We start from the raw sequence: 15,786 nt of genomic DNA, 5'->3' as shown, positions 1-15,786 counted from the left end.
GTTCAGCCCCGTTTCGGTGATTACGGCCGGTCAGTCCCCGAACGCGGCACGCAGCCACGGCACCAGCGCGTCACCCTGGAAACGTTGGAACTCCCGGATCGTCGGCAGCCCCGGCGGTGCCGGGCGGCGGGCGCTGTTCAGGAAATAGCCGGCGGTGGCGGCGACGACATCGACCGCGGTCCGCGGGTCGGCATCGGACAGCAGCGGGCCGGGGTCGCCGCCGTGCACCACCACGTTGATCGCCAGCAGCACCGCGTCCAGCCAGTCCGGGCCGGTGCAGCCCCACGGCCAGTCGATGAACACGAACCGGCCGTCCGGGCGGATCAGGATGTTGTCGGCCCGCAGGTCGGTGTGCACGACGGTGTCGCCGGTGGAGATGGCGGTCCGGGCCCGGTCGGCGGCCTCGCACAGCCGGTCCAGGTGTCGGGCGGCCCACGGGTCGAGGTCGGCCGGTGGGTCGGCGGCGACCTCCGGCCAGCCGCCGAACGCGGGCGCGAGACGGCCGGCCGCCTGCGGCAGGCCGGGGATCGGCGACGGCGTGAGCGCTGCGGCGAGGTCACGCAACGCGGCTGCGGCGCCGCGGATCTCGTCCTCGACCCAGGGGGTACGGGGATGCGTGCCCTCGACGTCCTCCAGGACCAGCGCCACCCATTCGCCGTCGTCGAAGCCGCCGAGGACCCGGGGCACCGGCGCGCCGGCCGGCATCGCGGCGCTGATCCGCAGCTCAGCCCGGGCCATCGCGGCCGATTCGACGTTGATGGTGGGGGTGACCGCCTTCACGAACGCGGGCCGGCCGGATTCGGTGCGGACCCGGTCGGCGGTCCCCGGGGAGAAGCCACCGGCCTGGGACCGGGCCGTCACCACCGGGCCGCCGCCGATGATCCGCTCGATCTCGCCGCGGACCGGGCCGGGTAGGTCCGCCCAGCCGATCCGCACACCGCTCGCCACCACCATGCCGGTGATCGTGGCAGGGACCGGGTGCGGTGCCCAACCGGATTTCCACGTCCGTGGAGCGACCGGCCCGGGCCGCTACGGGCTCGGTATCGTCGATGCAGGCCGCGTCTTTCAGGTGGGGGCGATGGGATCGCTGGGGTGGGCAGTCACGCTCTCCCTGCTGTCCGTCGCCGCCTACGCGTCGGCCGCGGTGGCGCAGGAGCGGCTCGCCGGCAGCGGGCATCGCGGCCGATCACGGTGGGCGGCGGCGCTGCTGCTCACCGCTGCCGGAGCGAGCCTGCACGTGGTGGCGCTGAATTTCGGGACGGTCGCCGTGGTGCAGGCGTTGGGCACGCTCACGCTGCTGTTCGCGCTGCCGATCGAGGTGGTCCGCTACCGGACGCGGATCAGCGCGGCATCGTGGCGGGACGCGGCGGCGACGGTCGCCGGGCTGGCGCTGATCCTGTCGCTGTCGGTGGGGCCGGACCGGCCGGCGCTGCTGACCGGGCCGGTCATCGTGCGGCTCGCGCTGATCACGGTGGCCGTGATGCTGGCCTGCGGCCTCGGCGCGTGGCGGGCCGGGCCGCGGGGCCGGGCGGTGCTGCTGGCCGCGGCGGCCGGGGTCGCGTTCGGGATGTCGTCGGTGCTGTCCAAGGCGGTGCTGACCTCGTTCACCACCGGCGGGTCGGGTGCGGTGTCGGTGCCCGCGGCGCTGCTGGTGGCGGTGTTCGCGGTGGGTGGCTACCTGCTCGGGCAGATGTCCTATCGGGGTGCCGGGCTGGCCGCGCCGCTGGCCACCGTCAGTGTCACGAATCCGCTGGTCGCGGCGGTGGCCGGGGTGGTGCTGTTCGGTGAGGGCGTCCGGTTCGGTGCGGCCGGGCTGGTCACCGTGGCGGTCGCGGCGCTGGTCATGGGGTGGGGTGTGGTCGGGCTGGCCCGGCGTAGCGCGGCCACCTCGACAGCCGGGATGTCCGTCCGGTGACCAGCGGCTTCCGCCCGAAAGTCGCGCTGGTGGGCGGGACCACCGCCGGTGTCGCGGGGTGGCCCCGGGACTTTCGTGGCCGTACCGAATAAGGGTTTTTCAGGGCGCCCGGGGAAGCAGGACGGTGACCGTGAGGCCGCCCTCGTCGCGGGCGTCGGCCCGCAGCCGACCGTGATGGGCGCCGACGACGGCCTGGACGATGGAGAGGCCCAGGCCGGCGCCCGGAGCGGCCAGGCGTTCCCGGTGGAAGCGACGGAACGGCTGGAACAGGCCGGCCACCTCGTAACGCGGCACGATCGGACCGGAGTTGCCGACCTGCAGCTCGACCCAGCCGTCGGGCCGGGTGCAGGTGGTGACCCGGACCCAGCCGCCCTCCGGGACGTTGTGCCGAACACCGTTCTCCACCAGGTTCTGCACCAGGCGTTCCAACAGCACCGGATCACCGAGGACGGCCGCCTCCTCCGTCTCGGTGACGACCTTGACAGTGTCCGAGACGGCGACGTGATCGACGATGTCGGCCAGGTCGACATAGGACCGCTCGGTGACTTCCCGCTCGGACCGGGCCAGCAGCAGCAGACCGTCGATCAACCGGCCGTGCCGGTCGTTGATGGCCAGCAGTGTCGTGCCGAGCTGCCGCACCTCGGGCGAGGTGTCCGCCGGTTCGAGCGCCACCTCCAGCAGCGTCCGGTTGAGAGTGAGCGGGGTCCGCAGTTCGTGTGACGCGTTCGCGATGAACCGACGGTGCCCGTCGAGCGACTGCTCCAGCCGGGCCAGCATCAGGTCGAACGTGTCGGCCAGCTGTTTCAGCTCGTCGTTCGGCCCGTCCAGGGCGATCCGCTCAGGCAGCCCACGATCGGGTAACGGCGCCTCGGCGATCCGCCGAGCGGTCGCGGTGATCTGATGCAGTGGCTGCAGCATCCGCCCGGCGATCAGCCAGCCCAGCGCGATCGTCGCCGCGCTCACCACCACCAGCGCGATCGCGGCCTGCACCACCACACTGTGCAACAGCTCACCCGGCCCGCCGGTCACCTTCTCGACGAACAGGGAACCCTCGGCGGCGCCCTTCGGCGGCGGCGCCTCACCGGACGGGCTCGCGGTGCCGGCGACGAGAGTCCCGCTCCGTTCCACCAGCACGTAGATGGCGCCCAGCAGCGTCAGACCGGCCGAGACGAACAGGCCACCGTAGACGGCGGTCAGCCGGGCACGCACGGTCAGTCTCATCGGATGCGGTACCCCACTCCCGGTTCGGTCAGCACCACCGGCGGATCGCCGAGTTTGCGGCGCAGTTTCAGGATCGTCATCCGTACCGCGTGTGTGAAGGGGTCGGCGTTCTCGTCCCACGCCTTCTCCAGCAGCGTCTCCGCAGACACCGCCGTCCCGTCCGCGCGCAGCAGCTCGGCCAGCACCGCGAACTCCTTCCGCGACAGCGGCACATAACGGCCGTCGCGGTGCACCTCCCGCCGGTACGGGTCGAGGCTGATCCCGGCCCGCCGCAGCACCGGCGGCGCCGCCGGACGGGCCCGCCGGCCGAGTGCGGCGACCCGGGCCGACAGCTCCCGGAACGCGAACGGTTTCGGCAGGTAGTCGTCGGCACCCAGGGCCAGCCCGTTGACCCGGTCGTCGATCCCGGCGGCCGCGGTCAACATCAGCACCCGGATGTCGGCCTTGCGTTCGGCCAACACCCGACACACCTTGTCGCCGTGCACCACCGGCACGTCCCGGTCCAGCACCACCACGTCGTAGTCGTTGACGTCGATCCGCTCCAGAGCCGATCCGCCGTCGTAGACGACGTCGACGGCGTGCGCCTCGTGCCGTAACCCCTGCGCCACCGCATCGGCGAGCAGCGGTTCGTCCTCCACCACCAGGATCCGCATGCGTCCATCTTGAACCCGGCCGCCGTCAACTCGGCGTCACGTTTTCCGGTGACGCCGGGGATACACGGCGGTCGCTCTACTCGGTCCGTGGCGGCCACCCGGCCGCCGGCTGAGGAGACGAGATGAGGATCAGGACGATCGTCGCGCTCGGCGTCCTACTCGCGGCCACGACCGCGGGCTGTTCCCGGGCCACCGGCGACGACGGCGGGGGAGTGGCCACCGTCGACGGGACAGCGAAACCGTCGGCCACCGCCGCCGACAGCGGACCGGACCGGGACGCGTCGCTCAAGTTCTCGCAATGCATGCGCGAACAGGGCCTGGAATGGTTCCCCGACCCGAAGCCCGACGGCCGGATGGAACTGTCCCTGCCACAGGGCGTCGACCCGGCCGCCGTCGACCAGGCCCAACAGGCGTGTAGACAGTTCCTGCCCAACGGCGGGGAGCCGCCGAAACTGTCGGCCGAGGAGATCGAGAAGAACCGGCAGCTCGCCAAATGCATGCGCGAGAACGGGGTGCCGAACTTCCCCGACCCGGGCGCCGACGGCGAACTCGGCATCGACGGCGACAAACTCGGCACCGGCCCCGGCGACCCGGCCTTCGACGCCGCCGACAAAGCCTGCGCCCGGTACCGCCCGAAAGGCGCCGAAGAACGCAGCGAACACACGGAGACGACATGAGAAAACTCGTGATCGCCGGCTTGCTGCTGCTCACCGCGGCCTGCAGCCCGGCCCGAACGAACGAACCGACCGTCGCCAGCGTCCAGAAGGGGACCACCACCCCGGCCCCCTCGGCGTCGGCGTCGTTCGACCCGGACGCCCCGCTCAAACACGCCAAATGCATGCGCGAACACGGAATGACCTGGTTCCCGGACCCGCCGCCGCCGGGCGAGGGGCAGGCCCTGGAGATCCCGAACGGCACCGACCAGAAGGCCTTCGACGCCGCCATGAAGGCGTGCGAACAGTACCTCCGAAACGCCGTCGACAAGGGCGGTCCGAACGCCGAGGACATCGAACGGCTCCGCGACTTCGCCAAATGCATGCGGGCGAACGGAATGCCCGACTTCCCCGACCCGAAAGCCGACGGCTCGTCGGAGATCCGCATCGAGGAGGGCGACGACGCGAAGTTCGCCGCCGCCGAGAAGGCCTGCGAACAGTACAAACCGGAAGGCGCGCAGCGGCAGGTCGCCGGCGGGCCACAAAAAGCGGGAGGCAACTAGATGAGACGCCGATGGACGACCGCCGCCGTGGCGGTGGCCCTGACCGCCGGTGGCGTGACCGCGTTCCTGCTCACCGGCGGCCTGCCGGACACCGAAGGCACCGGCGCCCAGGCCGCCGGCACCCAGCCCGCCGCGACCGCCGACATCACCAGGCAGACCCTCGTCGACAAGGAGAGCCACGGCGGCTCCCTCGGCTTCGGCGACGACGCATCCCTCACCACCAGACTGTCCGGCACCGTCACCGCGCTACCCGCCGTCGACACGACCATCAAACGCGGCGGCACCCTCTACCAGGTCGACAACGATCCGGTGGTGCTGCTGTACGGCTCCCTACCCGCCTACCGGGCCCTGTCCCCGGGCGACGAGGGCGCCGACGTCGCCCAGTTCGAAAAGAACCTGTGGGCACTCGGCTACCGCGGTTTCACCGTCGACGACGAATACACCTCGGCGACCGCCGACGCCGTCGAAGACTGGCAGGACGACCTCGGCCTCGACGACACCGGCACCCTCGAACTGGGCCGCGTCGTCTACGCCGGCGGCCCCATCCGGGTCGCCTCCCGCAGCGCCGACCTCGGCGCGAGCGTCCAACCCGGCACCGAACTGCTGATCACCAGCGCCACCAGCCGGGTCGCCACCGTCGAACTCGGCATCGACGACCAACGGCTCGCCAAGAAAGGCGCCAAGGTCGACGTGACCCTGCCGGACGGCAAGACGGTCACCGGGAAGATCACCGGCGTCACCACCACGGTCGAGGAGGCGGAGAACCCCGGCCAGCGGGACACCACCAACATCGTGGTCACCGTCGGGTTCGACAAGGCACCCCAGGGGCTCGACGACGCGGCCGTCGAGGTCCTGTTCGTCTCCGCACAGCGGGAGAACGTGTTGACCGTACCCGTGAACGCTCTTCTCGCCCTCGCCGAAGGCGGCTACGGCCTGCAGATCGTCGACGGCACCGGCACCCGCATCGTCGCCGTCGAAACCGGGCTCTTCGCCTCCGGGCGGGTCGAAGTCACCGGCGACGGCCTCGCCGAAGGCCAGAAAGTGGGCATCCCGACGTGACCGCCGTCATCGAACTGCACCAGGTCACCAAAAGCTACCCGGGCGGCGTCACCGCGCTGCGCGACGTCGACCTCACCGTCGAACACGGCGAACTGATCGCCATCGTCGGACCGTCCGGCTCCGGCAAATCCACCATGCTCAACCTGATCGGCACCCTCGACCGGCCCACCTCCGGCGAAGTCCGCATCGACGGCCACGACATCGCCGTACTCTCCGACCGGCAACTGTCCGCACTGCGGGCCCGCCGCATCGGCTTCGTCTTCCAGTCCTTCCACCTCGCACCCGGCCGGGACGCCCGCGCCAACGTCGCCGACGGCCTGCTCTACACCGGCCTACCCAAACCCGAACGGGAACGCCGCGCCGAGCAGGCCCTCACTCGGGTCGGGCTCGGCGACCGCCTCACCCACCGACCCCACCAACTGTCCGGCGGCGAACGACAGCGCGTCGCCGTCGCCCGCGCCGTCGCCGGCGACCCGGCGGTACTCCTCGCCGACGAACCGACGGGCAACCTCGACTCGGTCTCCGGACACGGCGTCATGGACCTGCTACGTGAACTCAACACCGCCGGCACCACCGTCCTGGTGATCACCCACGACCACGAGATCGCCGGCTCCCTGCCGCGCCAGGTGCCCATGCTCGACGGACAGGTGATCTGACATGAACCCGCTGCGCCCGGCGAGGCTGCGCCCCTCCGACCTACTGCGACTCGGGGGGTACGGCCTGCGCTCCCGCCCGTTGCGGGCCGTCCTGTCCGCCCTCGGCATCGCCATCGGTATCGCCGCCATGGTGTCGGTCGTCGGCATCTCCACCTCCGGGCAGGCCGACCTCGACGAACAACTCGACGCCCTGGGCACCAACATGCTGACCGTCGCACCCGGCCGGACCATGTTCGGCGACGACGCGACCCTCCCCGACGACGCCCTCTCCATGATCAAACGGATCGGTCCGGTCACCTCGGCCACCGCCGTCGGCACCGTCGGCGACACGTCCGTCTACCGCACCGACCAGATCCCCAAAGGGGAGACCGGCGGCCTCGCCGTCGTCGCCGCGCAACTCGACCTGCTCGGCACCGTCAACGCCCGACTCGCCGGCGGCACCTGGCTCAACGCGGCCACCGCCCGATACCCGGCCGTCGTCCTCGGCGCCGCCGCCGCCCGCCGGCTCGGCGACGTCCCGGCCGTCTGGATCGGCGGCCGCCACTACTCGGTCGTCGGCGTCCTCGACACCGTCGCCCTCGCCCCCGAACTCGACACCGCCGTCCTGATCGGCTGGGACGCCGCCGAGTCCTACCTCGACTTCGACGGCCACGCCACCCGCGTCTACACCCGCTCCATCGAATCCCAGGTCGAAGCGGTCCGCGGCGTGCTCGCCGCCACCGCCAACCCGCAGAACCCCGACCAGGTCGACGTCTCCAACCCGTCCGACGCGCTCACCGCCCAACGGGCCGCCAGCCAGACCTTCAACTCGCTGCTCCTCGGCCTCGGCGCCGTCGCCCTGCTCGTCGGCGGCATCGGCGTCGCCAACACCATGGTCATCTCGGTACTCGAACGCCGCGCCGAAATCGGGCTGCGCCGCTCCCTCGGCGCCACCCGCGGCCAGGTCCGCACCCAGTTCGTCGCCGAATCCCTGCTGCTGTCCCTGCTCGGCGGCATCGGCGGGGTGCTCGGCGGACTCACCGTCACCGTCGTCTACGCCGGCACCCAGCAGTGGCCGCCCGTCGTACCACTCTGGGCCGTCGCCGGCGGACTCGGCGCCACCCTGCTCATCGGCGCGACAGCCGGCCTCTACCCGGCGATCCGGGCGGCCCGCCTCGCACCCACCGAAGCCCTCGGCGCCGCCTGAGGAAATCTTCCCGCCGCGTTGATCCAACCTGGGAGCGTTCCCGTATCGATCGTCGTAGGGTTCCATCGGGATCGGGAAAGCAGCAGGCCAATGCACCGGAAACTCGTCATCACAGTCGGGCTCGCCGTGACCATGGCGGGTGCCGGGATCGGCATCGCCTCGGCCGCCCAAGCCGCCGTGCCCACGGTCAACTGCCCGCAGGTCTACATCACCGTCAACGTGCCCGCCCAGGCACAGGCGGAAGTGGACAGCAACCTCCGGCAGATCGACCAGCAGATCAACGAGGCCAACAACCGCATCGCATCCACACAGGGACAGGGCGGCGCGAACTTCATCCAGAACGCGATCCTCGGCCCGCTGAAGGACAAGCGGTTCGCCGCCATCAACCGGATCGAGACCGCGATCTCCCGCAACGCGGCCCGGCCCAACCTCAACGCCGAGCGCATCGCCGCCTGCACCCTCAACCAGAACGGCGGCGCACCCGCGGTCACCACCCCGGCAGCCGCCCAGCCCGGCAACAACCTCGGCATCCTCACCGACAGCTGCGACACCAGCCGCCTCGAAGCACACGACGGCTTCCAGAAGGGCAACCGGTGCGTCTCCACCGAATTCGGTGAAGTCGGCAACGCCGCCAACAACCCCACCCTGCTGATCACCAACGCGCCCCGGCAGGTCAACCGGAACCAGCCGTTCACGATCCAGGTCAGCACCCGCAACCTGATCCGTGACCGGTTCCTCGCAGCCGGCCAGGGCGGCTACTACGTGGAGAGCAGCGTCCTGCAGAACGGGCTGGTCCGCGGCCACTTCCACACCGCCTGCCGGATCCTCGACAGCCAGCAGCAGGCCCCGGCACCCGACCCGGTCCCCGGCTTCTTCGTCGCCACCGAGGACAGCCGCGGCGGCGCCCAGCCCGACACCATCGCCATCCAGGTGCCCGGGCTGGCCCAGTCCGGCAACTTCCAGTGCTCCGCCTGGGCCGGCGACGGCTCACACCGCATCCCGATGATGGAACGCGCCAACCAGACGCCCGCCCTCGACTCCGTCCGGGTCCGCGTCCGCTAGCAGCAGCACAACGGCCCGCCCAGTCCATCTGGACCGGGCGGGCCCTTTTGCGCGCCCGGCAGGATTCGAACCTGCGACCGGTGGATTAGAAGTCCACTGCTCTATCCGCTGAGCTACGAGCGCTGGCCTAGCCAGCACATCCTAGGCGGTCGTGCCGGACTTGTCGTCCGCCTCGTCCGCCGCGGCATGCTCCACCACGGCTTCCGCCTGCACGAGGGCGGCGGCAACGCCCGGTTGATCCTCCGGCGCGGGCGGAATCTCCGGCTCCGGCGAACCAGGCGCCGGCAGAAAACCGTCCACCCAGCGTCCCACCTCACGGAACACCTCGGCCCGCACCTCCTTGCCGGAGAGCGTCAAATCGTGCATGCCGCCGTCGAACTGGGCGATCGTCACATGCGGCCCCAGCCCTGGCGCCCACCTGACGATGTGCTCCACATCCAGCACCGTGTCCGTCACCCGGACGTCCTCGTGCCAATCCCGGCCCCGGAACGTCCGCGTCGAACACGCCACCAGCACCGGAACATCGATCGCCAGACCGGACCGCAGCTTGCTCTGCCCCCGACGGATCGCGCCCAGCCAGCCCATCGTCACCGGAAAACCGAGAATCGGCTTCCACGCCAGGTCGTACGCCCACTCACCCTCGTGGTCCGAGTGCAGGCTCTTGCCATACAGACCCAGAGAAGCGACGGGCATCTTCTTGTACGGCGAACGGCCACTCACCGCGAGCACCGCCGACATCAGCGGGCGACGCATCAGCCACGGCAGATTGAAATCGAAGAACGGGCTGTTCAGGAACAGGCCGTCGACCTTGCGCTGATCGCGGCGCGAATGCGCCCACAACGACGTGATCAGTCCACCCGTCGAATGACCGGTCACCAGCAGCTGATCGTGCCCGTCCTCCTCGCGGATGATCCGGGTCGCCTCGTCCAGCTCCGGGAAGTACTCGGTCAGGCTCCGTGCGAAGTTCGGCGTCTGATGCGGCAGCAGACTCCGGCCGTACTTCCGCAGATCCAGCGCATAGAAATCCCAGCCCCGCTCGGCGAAGAAGTCAGCCATGTGGGTCTGGAAGAAATAGTCCACGAACCCGTGGACATGCAGCACTGCCCGCCGCGACGGCGTCTCCGCCCGACGGCGCACCAGCGTCGCCACCACCGGGCCCTCGTCGTCACTGCCCAGCTCGATGGTGTGCCGCTCGTACGGCCATCCGAGGACGTCGGTCTCCACGACGACAGGTTACCCATGGGTACCTACCGGCGCGCCATATCAGATCCGTGATCCTCCACGCCCGTCATCCACAATTCATCGCCGTCCACAATCCGTCACCACAAGATCATCGCCGGTGACGCAATCTCGAACCCGACCTGAGCACCAGCACCGCAGAGAGGAAGCAACGTCGTGTTCGAAACGCACCTCGCCGTCGTCGGCAACGTCCTCACCGCCCCCGAATGGCGACGCACCACCAACGGCAACGCGCTCGTCGCCAACTTCCGGATCGCCTCCACCGCCCGCCGCTTCGACCGCGAAACCGGCCGCTGGACCGACGGCAACAGCCTCCGCGTCCGCGTCACCGCCTGGCGCCGCCTCGCCGAAGGAGTCGCCTCCTCGATCAGCGTCGGCGACCCGATCGTCGCCTACGGCCGCATCTACACCCGCGACTGGGTCGACGACGACAACAACAACCGCGTCTCCTACGAGATGGAGGCCTTCGCCATCGGCCACGACCTGGCCCGCGGCCGCGCCCGCTTCTACCGCAGCAAACCCGCCGCCAACAGCATGATCGAAAGCGCGGAGACCGACACCGTCATCCGTGGCGAGACCACCCACGCCCTCGACGACGACGAGATCCCGGTCGGCTTCGGCGACGGACTCCCCGAGCGGGATCCCGACGACAGCCCCACCTTCCTCGAAGTCGTCGCCGCGATCGCCGACGAGACCGCCGAGCCCGGCGACGACCAGGCACCGGCCGTTCCCGTCCCGTCGCCGCCCGCCTCGCCCGATCCGGCTCCGCCCGTGCCGACGCCGCCCGGTTCGACTTCGCCCGGTTCGGTCGGTTCCGATTCGGCCGGTTCTGATCCAGTCGGTTCTGATTCGGTCGGTTCTGATTCGGTCGCGCCTGATTCGGTCGCGCCCGTCTCGGCGCCGCCCGCCGACACCCGTCGCATCCGGCGCACCGGCCGCCGCGAACCCGTCGCGGCCTGAGACCTTCCCGGGAGCCGCCGCCACCGGAAACCGAGTCCCTGCGGGTAACCGGTAGCGGCGGCGCCCGGCGGCCCGGCCGGCGCCGGGATCACGTCCCCCACCACCGCCCGGGTGGCGGGACAACCGGCCGGGCCGCCGTGGTCCCCCCGCACTCACCCACCCCACCACGGCCCTCCGCAATCCCATCCGGACCCTTCCGTGCAGGCCTTCGCAGTCGCTCGAAAGAGGGACGAATGCATCCACGGCAGAACGGGTACAGACCAGGGTTTACTCGACATTCATGGATTCCATCTATCGGGATAGGCCGATCGGACCCCGGGAACAGGCCACCAGTCGGAGCGGCCCGGCTGGGCTTCCCGCATCACCAACCGGCAGACTGAACCCGTGCTGCTGAAGGACATCCGCGCCATCGCGACCGAGACGATGGTGCTATCGCCGGAGGACCCGTCGGCCGAGGACGCCAACACCAGCTGGTTCGGCGCTCCGCCGCACGAACGCATGGGCCTGTCCGCGGACGAGGTCGTCACCGCTTTCGAAGAGACCGCGGCCGGCATCCGCGACCGGGTCGCCGGCCTCGGCCACCGGGGCACCGCCACCTTCTACGTCTGGCACGACGCCATCGCCGGGCAGCTCCGCTGCTCAGCCGGCACGTGCAAACCCAGCGACCTGCCGTTCAACGCCGCCTACCAGGTGACCGACGACCTACGGGCCATCGTCGTCGAATTCCTCGAAGACCGAGCCCCCGGCTCCATCGTCTGGGGCGAATTGGAACCCGTGCCCTACCCCGAAGACACCGACAACGAACCCCCGGCCCTCGCCGTCTGGGCGTTCGACCTCACCCCGTTCGGCCGCTGACGTGCCACCACGCTGGGCCGCCGACGCGGCCGGCCTCATCGCCGGATACCTGCTCGACGCCGCGATCGGAGACCCACGGCGACTACACCCGGTCGCCGGCTACGGCACCGCCACCAGCGCCCTCGAACAGCGCGTCTACCGACCCCACCGCGCGGCCGGAACACTCTTCACCACCATCGCCGTCGGAGTACCCGTACTCGCCGGGCTCGCCGCCGGACGCGCCACCCGCAACCACCCGGCCGCCCGGTTCGCGGTGACCGCCGCGGCCACCTGGACCGTCCTCGGCGGCCGCACCCTGCGCCGCGAGGCCCGGACCATGGCCCGCCACCTCGACGCCGGCGACCTGCCGGCCGCCCGAGGCCGGCTCAACCACCTGTGCGGCCGCGACCCGTCCGCACTCGACGAACCCGAACTCGCCCGCGCCACCGTCGAATCAGTCGCCGAGAACACCTCTGACGCCGTCGTCGCGCCCCTCGTCTGGGGTGCGCTCCTCGGCCCGGCGGGGCTCCTCGGATACCGGGCCGCCAACACGCTCGACGCCATGGTCGGGCACCGGTCGCCGCGGTACGCCCGGTTCGGTACCCCGTCGGCCCGGCTCGACGACCTGCTCAACCTGGCGCCGTCCCGCCTCACTGGGCTGATCACCGCGGCCGTCTCGCCGATCGCGGGCGGGACACCGAAAGAGACGCTGCGCGTCTGGCGACGCGACCGGAACGACCATCCGTCGCCCAACGCGGGTCAATGCGAGTCGGCCATGGCGGGGGCTCTGGGCGTACGGCTGGGTGGGCGCAACGTCTATTTCGGACGAAGTGAGACGCGACCGTTCCTCGGGGACGGGCCCCGGCCGTCGGCCGTGCATCTGCGGCGGGCGGCGCGGGTGTCGGGCGCGGTGGGGGCGGTGGCCGTCGTGCTGGCGGCCGGCGTCGCGGCGGCCCGAGGCGGGCTGACGGCACGAAGCGGGATCACAGCCGGTGGAGGCGGCGGGGGCGGGGCGGGGCCCGAAGGGCCGAGACTGTTCCGCGCCAGGCCCCGATCATGACCGGCGGCCTCCTGATCGCCGGCACCACCTCCGACGCCGGCAAGAGCGTCCTCACCGCCGGCATCTGCCGCTGGCTGCACCGCCAGGGCGTACGAGTGGCCCCGTACAAGGCCCAGAACATGTCCAACAACTCGGTCGTGGTGGTGACCGCCGACGGCCGGGGCGGCGAGATCGGTCGAGCCCAGGCCATGCAGGCCGCAGCCTGCGGCATCGCCCCCGACCTCCGGTTCAACCCGGTGCTGCTGAAGCCCGGCAGCGACCGCTCCAGCCAGGTGGTCCTGCTGGGCGAGGCGGTGGACACGGTGACAGCCGGTAACTACCGGACGTTGCGCCCGCGGTTGGCGGAGACCGCACACTCGGCCCTGGCCGATCTGCGGACCGACTACGACGTGGTGATCTGCGAGGGGGCCGGGAGCCCCACCGAGATCAACCTGCGCGACGGTGATTTCGTCAACATGGGCCTGGCCCGCCGGTTCGGTCTGCCGACGGTGGTGGTGGGTGACATCGACCGGGGTGGGGTGTTCGCCGCGTTCTTCGGCACGCTGGCGCTGCTGTCCCGGGCGGATCAGGAGCTCGTCTCCGCGTTCGTGATCAACAAGTTTCGGGGTGACCTGGGGATTCTCCGCCCCGGGCTGGACATGATCACCGCGGCGACCGGGCGGCCGGTGCACGGCGTGCTGCCGTTCGACCTGGATGTCTGGCTCGACGCGGAGGACTCTCTCGCGTACGGCCGAGTGTTGGGGCGTCCGGGGCCGCCGCGCGGGACCGCCTGGCTGCGCGTCGCGGTGATTCGGGTGCCGCGGATCTCGAATGCCACCGATGCCGAGGCGCTGGCCGCCGAGCCGGGGGTGCGGGTGCAGCTGACCATCGAGCCGGCCGAGATCGCCGACGCCGACCTGGTGGTGATCCCCGGCTCCAAGGCTACGGTGAGTGACCTCGCCTGGCTGCGTGAGACGGGCCTCGCCGACGCGATCGCCACCCACGCGGCGGCCGGCAAGCCGCTGCTGGGCATCTGCGGTGGTTTCCAGATGCTCGGCGAGCGCATCCATGACGAGGTGGAGAGCGCCCGCGGCACGGTTCCGGGGCTGGGTCTGCTTCCGGTGGAGGTCACCTTCGCCGCTCGTAAGACGCTGGCCAGGTCATCCGGGGTCGGCCTGGGCGAGCCGGTGGACGGCTACGAGATCCATCACGGGTACGTGTCGGCGGGCGCCCCCGAGCCGCTGTTGCGCTACGACGACGGCCGTCCGGAGGGCGCGGTGGCCGGGAACGTGTTCGGCACGCACTGGCACGGGGCGTTCGAGTCGGACGCCTTCCGTCGCCGGTTCCTCACCGAGGCGGCCCGCCTGGCCGGGCGGCACGGGTTCACGGTCGCCGGGGACACCCGATATGCGGCGGTACGGGAGCGCGCCTTGGACACGCTGGGTGATCTCGTCGAGGAGCACCTGGACACCGATGCGCTGTGGCGGCTGATCGAGAAGGGGCCCACCCCGGGCCTGCCGTTCCTGCCCCCGGGTGCCCCGTAGGGGACTTCTCCGGGTCGCCGGCATGGGACACACGTTGCGTCTGCGGCGTACGTTGGGCGCGGAAGCGCGGCCCGGCGCCGCGGCAGCGGCAGAACGGGGTGAGGCAGATGACGACCGAGGACGAGACCCGGCCGGCACGCCGTCGCGTGACCCTGACCGGGATCAGCTCGAGGGCGTGGGAGCACCCGGCCGACCGGGGCGCGTTGTCCGCGCTGCGCGAGTTGCGCGGCTTCGACGACGTGGTGAAGACGTTCTTCGGCATGTGGAATGAGCGGGGGTTCCGGCTCATGTTCCTGGCCGGTGCGATCCGCGTCGACCATCGGCAGTATCCGCGGGTGCATCAGCTGTTCGCGGAGGCGGCGAGCACGCTCGACGTGGCGGAGCTCCCGGAGCTCTACGTGACGCAGGACCCGCGGATCAACGGGCAGGCGATCGGCCTGGACCGGCCGTTCATCGTGATCACCACGGGTGCGGTGGACAAACTCGACGACGACGAGCTGCGTGCGCTGCTCGGCCACGAGGTCGGGCATGTGCGCAGCGGACACGCCGTCTACAAGACGATCATGCGGATCCTGACCGACTGGATCGCCAACATCAGCTGGCTGCCGGTCGGGGTGATGGCGCTGCGGGCGATCGTCGCGGCGATGTATGAGTGGTGGCGCAAGGCGGAGCTGTCCGCCGACCGGGCCGGGCTGCTCGCCGGCCAGGATCCGGCCGCCTCGCTGCGTCTGCTGATGAAGCTGGCCGGCGGTGGCGACCTGTCCCAGATCGACACGGCGGCGTTCCTGGAGCAGGCCGCCGAGTATGAAAGCGGCGGCGATCTGCGCGACAGCATCCACAAGATCGGCCTGACCGCGTGGAGCAGCCACCCGGTTCCGGTCGCGCGGGCCGCCGAGCTGCGTAAATGGATCGACTCCGGGGAGTATGCGCGGATTATCGGTGGCGACTACCCGCGCCGCGATTCGGACGGCGACGCCTCGGTCACCGAGGATGTGAAAGCGGCCGCGAAGGCGTATCGCGAAGACTTCGCCAACTCGCAGGATCCGCTGGTCGGGCTGGTCCGGCGACTCGGCGGCGGTGCCGCTGACCTGGCCGGGGCGGCCGCCGGCAAGGCGTATGGCTGGGCCAGTGAGGCGGCCCGGCGTGGGCGTGGTGACAACCGCGGAGAGGGTACGCCGGACGCATGATCCACCGGCCGGGCC

16 protein-coding genes and 1 tRNA gene are annotated in these 15,786 nt (G+C 71.1%); 12 read left to right on the top strand and 5 right to left on the bottom strand.

All coding sequences use genetic code 11. The annotated features are described in order from the left end of the window. Positions 1-30 precede the first annotated feature (30 nt). Positions 31-954, bottom strand: coding sequence for a phosphotransferase (locus Q0Z83_RS38255; RefSeq protein ID WP_317788212.1), 924 nt, complete (start codon positions 952-954; stop codon positions 31-33). A 124-nt stretch (positions 955-1,078) separates the two neighbouring features. On the opposite strand from Q0Z83_RS38255, the gene Q0Z83_RS38250 reads away from it, so the two are divergent. Next, positions 1,079-1,915 (top strand): DMT family transporter, encoded by an 837-nt coding sequence (locus Q0Z83_RS38250; RefSeq protein WP_317788211.1) that lies wholly within the window; start codon positions 1,079-1,081, stop codon positions 1,913-1,915. Positions 1,916-2,014: 99 nt separating this feature from the next. Here the strand turns inward: Q0Z83_RS38250 and Q0Z83_RS38245 are convergent, their stop codons facing one another. Together Q0Z83_RS38245 and Q0Z83_RS38240 are read right to left on the bottom strand one after the other, a co-directional pair. Continuing rightward, positions 2,015-3,136, bottom strand: coding sequence for a sensor histidine kinase (locus Q0Z83_RS38245; RefSeq protein ID WP_317788210.1), 1,122 nt, complete (start codon positions 3,134-3,136; stop codon positions 2,015-2,017). Then, positions 3,133-3,789 carry a response regulator transcription factor gene (locus Q0Z83_RS38240; RefSeq protein WP_317788209.1) on the bottom strand — a complete coding sequence of 219 codons (657 nt, stop codon included), beginning with the start codon at positions 3,787-3,789 and terminating at the stop codon, positions 3,133-3,135. The genes Q0Z83_RS38245 and Q0Z83_RS38240 overlap by 4 nt, the downstream gene beginning before the upstream one ends. 122 nt (positions 3,790-3,911) lie before the next feature. On the opposite strand from Q0Z83_RS38240, the gene Q0Z83_RS38235 reads away from it, so the two are divergent. The 6 genes from Q0Z83_RS38235 to Q0Z83_RS38210 all read left to right on the top strand — a co-directional run bounded on the left by Q0Z83_RS38235 (position 3,912) and on the right by Q0Z83_RS38210 (position 8,968). Beyond that, a complete protein-coding gene (locus Q0Z83_RS38235) occupies positions 3,912-4,466 on the top strand; it encodes a hypothetical protein (RefSeq protein WP_317788207.1) in 555 nt (184 codons plus the stop codon). Further along, the gene (locus tag Q0Z83_RS38230; RefSeq protein WP_317788206.1) at positions 4,463-5,005 is read left to right on the top strand and encodes a hypothetical protein; all 543 of its coding nucleotides are present in this window, start codon (positions 4,463-4,465) and stop codon (positions 5,003-5,005) included. The genes Q0Z83_RS38235 and Q0Z83_RS38230 overlap by 4 nt, the downstream gene beginning before the upstream one ends. After that, a complete protein-coding gene (locus Q0Z83_RS38225) occupies positions 5,006-6,064 on the top strand; it encodes an efflux RND transporter periplasmic adaptor subunit (RefSeq protein ID WP_317788205.1) in 1,059 nt (352 codons plus the stop codon). Next, positions 6,061-6,720 (top strand): ABC transporter ATP-binding protein, encoded by a 660-nt coding sequence (locus tag Q0Z83_RS38220; protein WP_317788204.1) that lies wholly within the window; start codon positions 6,061-6,063, stop codon positions 6,718-6,720. The genes Q0Z83_RS38225 and Q0Z83_RS38220 overlap by 4 nt, the downstream gene beginning before the upstream one ends. 1 nt (position 6,721) lies before the next feature. Next, on the top strand, positions 6,722-7,906 hold the full coding sequence (locus Q0Z83_RS38215) for an ABC transporter permease (protein WP_317788202.1): 1,185 nt from the start codon (positions 6,722-6,724) through the stop codon (positions 7,904-7,906). Positions 7,907-7,996: 90 nt separating this feature from the next. Next, complete coding sequence (locus tag Q0Z83_RS38210; protein ID WP_317788201.1) at positions 7,997-8,968, top strand: hypothetical protein; 972 nt, start codon at positions 7,997-7,999, stop codon at positions 8,966-8,968. Between the two features lie 50 nt (positions 8,969-9,018). On the opposite strand, the gene Q0Z83_RS38205 is transcribed toward Q0Z83_RS38210, so the two are convergent. Together Q0Z83_RS38205 and Q0Z83_RS38200 are read right to left on the bottom strand one after the other, a co-directional pair. Then, positions 9,019-9,091: transfer RNA gene (locus Q0Z83_RS38205), tRNA-Arg, on the bottom strand. 18 nt (positions 9,092-9,109) lie between these two features. Further along, entirely contained in the window at positions 9,110-10,192 is a 1,083-nt protein-coding gene (locus tag Q0Z83_RS38200; RefSeq protein ID WP_317788200.1) for an alpha/beta hydrolase, read from the bottom strand. A 171-nt stretch (positions 10,193-10,363) separates the two neighbouring features. Here Q0Z83_RS38200 and Q0Z83_RS38195 point away from each other — a divergent pair, with 171 nt between their 5' ends. The 5 genes from Q0Z83_RS38195 to Q0Z83_RS38175 all read left to right on the top strand — a co-directional run bounded on the left by Q0Z83_RS38195 (position 10,364) and on the right by Q0Z83_RS38175 (position 15,771). Then, positions 10,364-11,167, top strand: coding sequence for a single-stranded DNA-binding protein (locus Q0Z83_RS38195; protein WP_317788199.1), 804 nt, complete (start codon positions 10,364-10,366; stop codon positions 11,165-11,167). 384 nt (positions 11,168-11,551) lie between these two features. Further along, entirely contained in the window at positions 11,552-12,022 is a 471-nt protein-coding gene (locus Q0Z83_RS38190; protein WP_317788198.1) for a hypothetical protein, read from the top strand. 1 nt (position 12,023) lies between these two features. Continuing rightward, on the top strand, positions 12,024-13,061 hold the full coding sequence (locus Q0Z83_RS38185; RefSeq protein ID WP_317788197.1) for a cobalamin biosynthesis protein: 1,038 nt from the start codon (positions 12,024-12,026) through the stop codon (positions 13,059-13,061). Then, complete coding sequence (locus tag Q0Z83_RS38180; protein WP_317788196.1) at positions 13,058-14,584, top strand: cobyric acid synthase; 1,527 nt, start codon at positions 13,058-13,060, stop codon at positions 14,582-14,584. Before Q0Z83_RS38185 ends, Q0Z83_RS38180 begins: the two co-directional genes overlap by 4 nt. A 107-nt stretch (positions 14,585-14,691) precedes the next feature. Further along, positions 14,692-15,771, top strand: a complete 1,080-nt coding sequence (locus Q0Z83_RS38175) for a M48 family metallopeptidase (protein WP_317788195.1) — start codon at positions 14,692-14,694, stop codon at positions 15,769-15,771. Positions 15,772-15,786: the final 15 nt, after the last annotated feature.

The organism is Actinoplanes sichuanensis (assembly GCF_033097365.1).
Lineage (GTDB): Bacteria > Actinomycetota > Actinomycetes > Mycobacteriales > Micromonosporaceae > Actinoplanes > Actinoplanes sichuanensis.
This window is presented reverse-complemented; position numbering and strand designations above follow the sequence as displayed.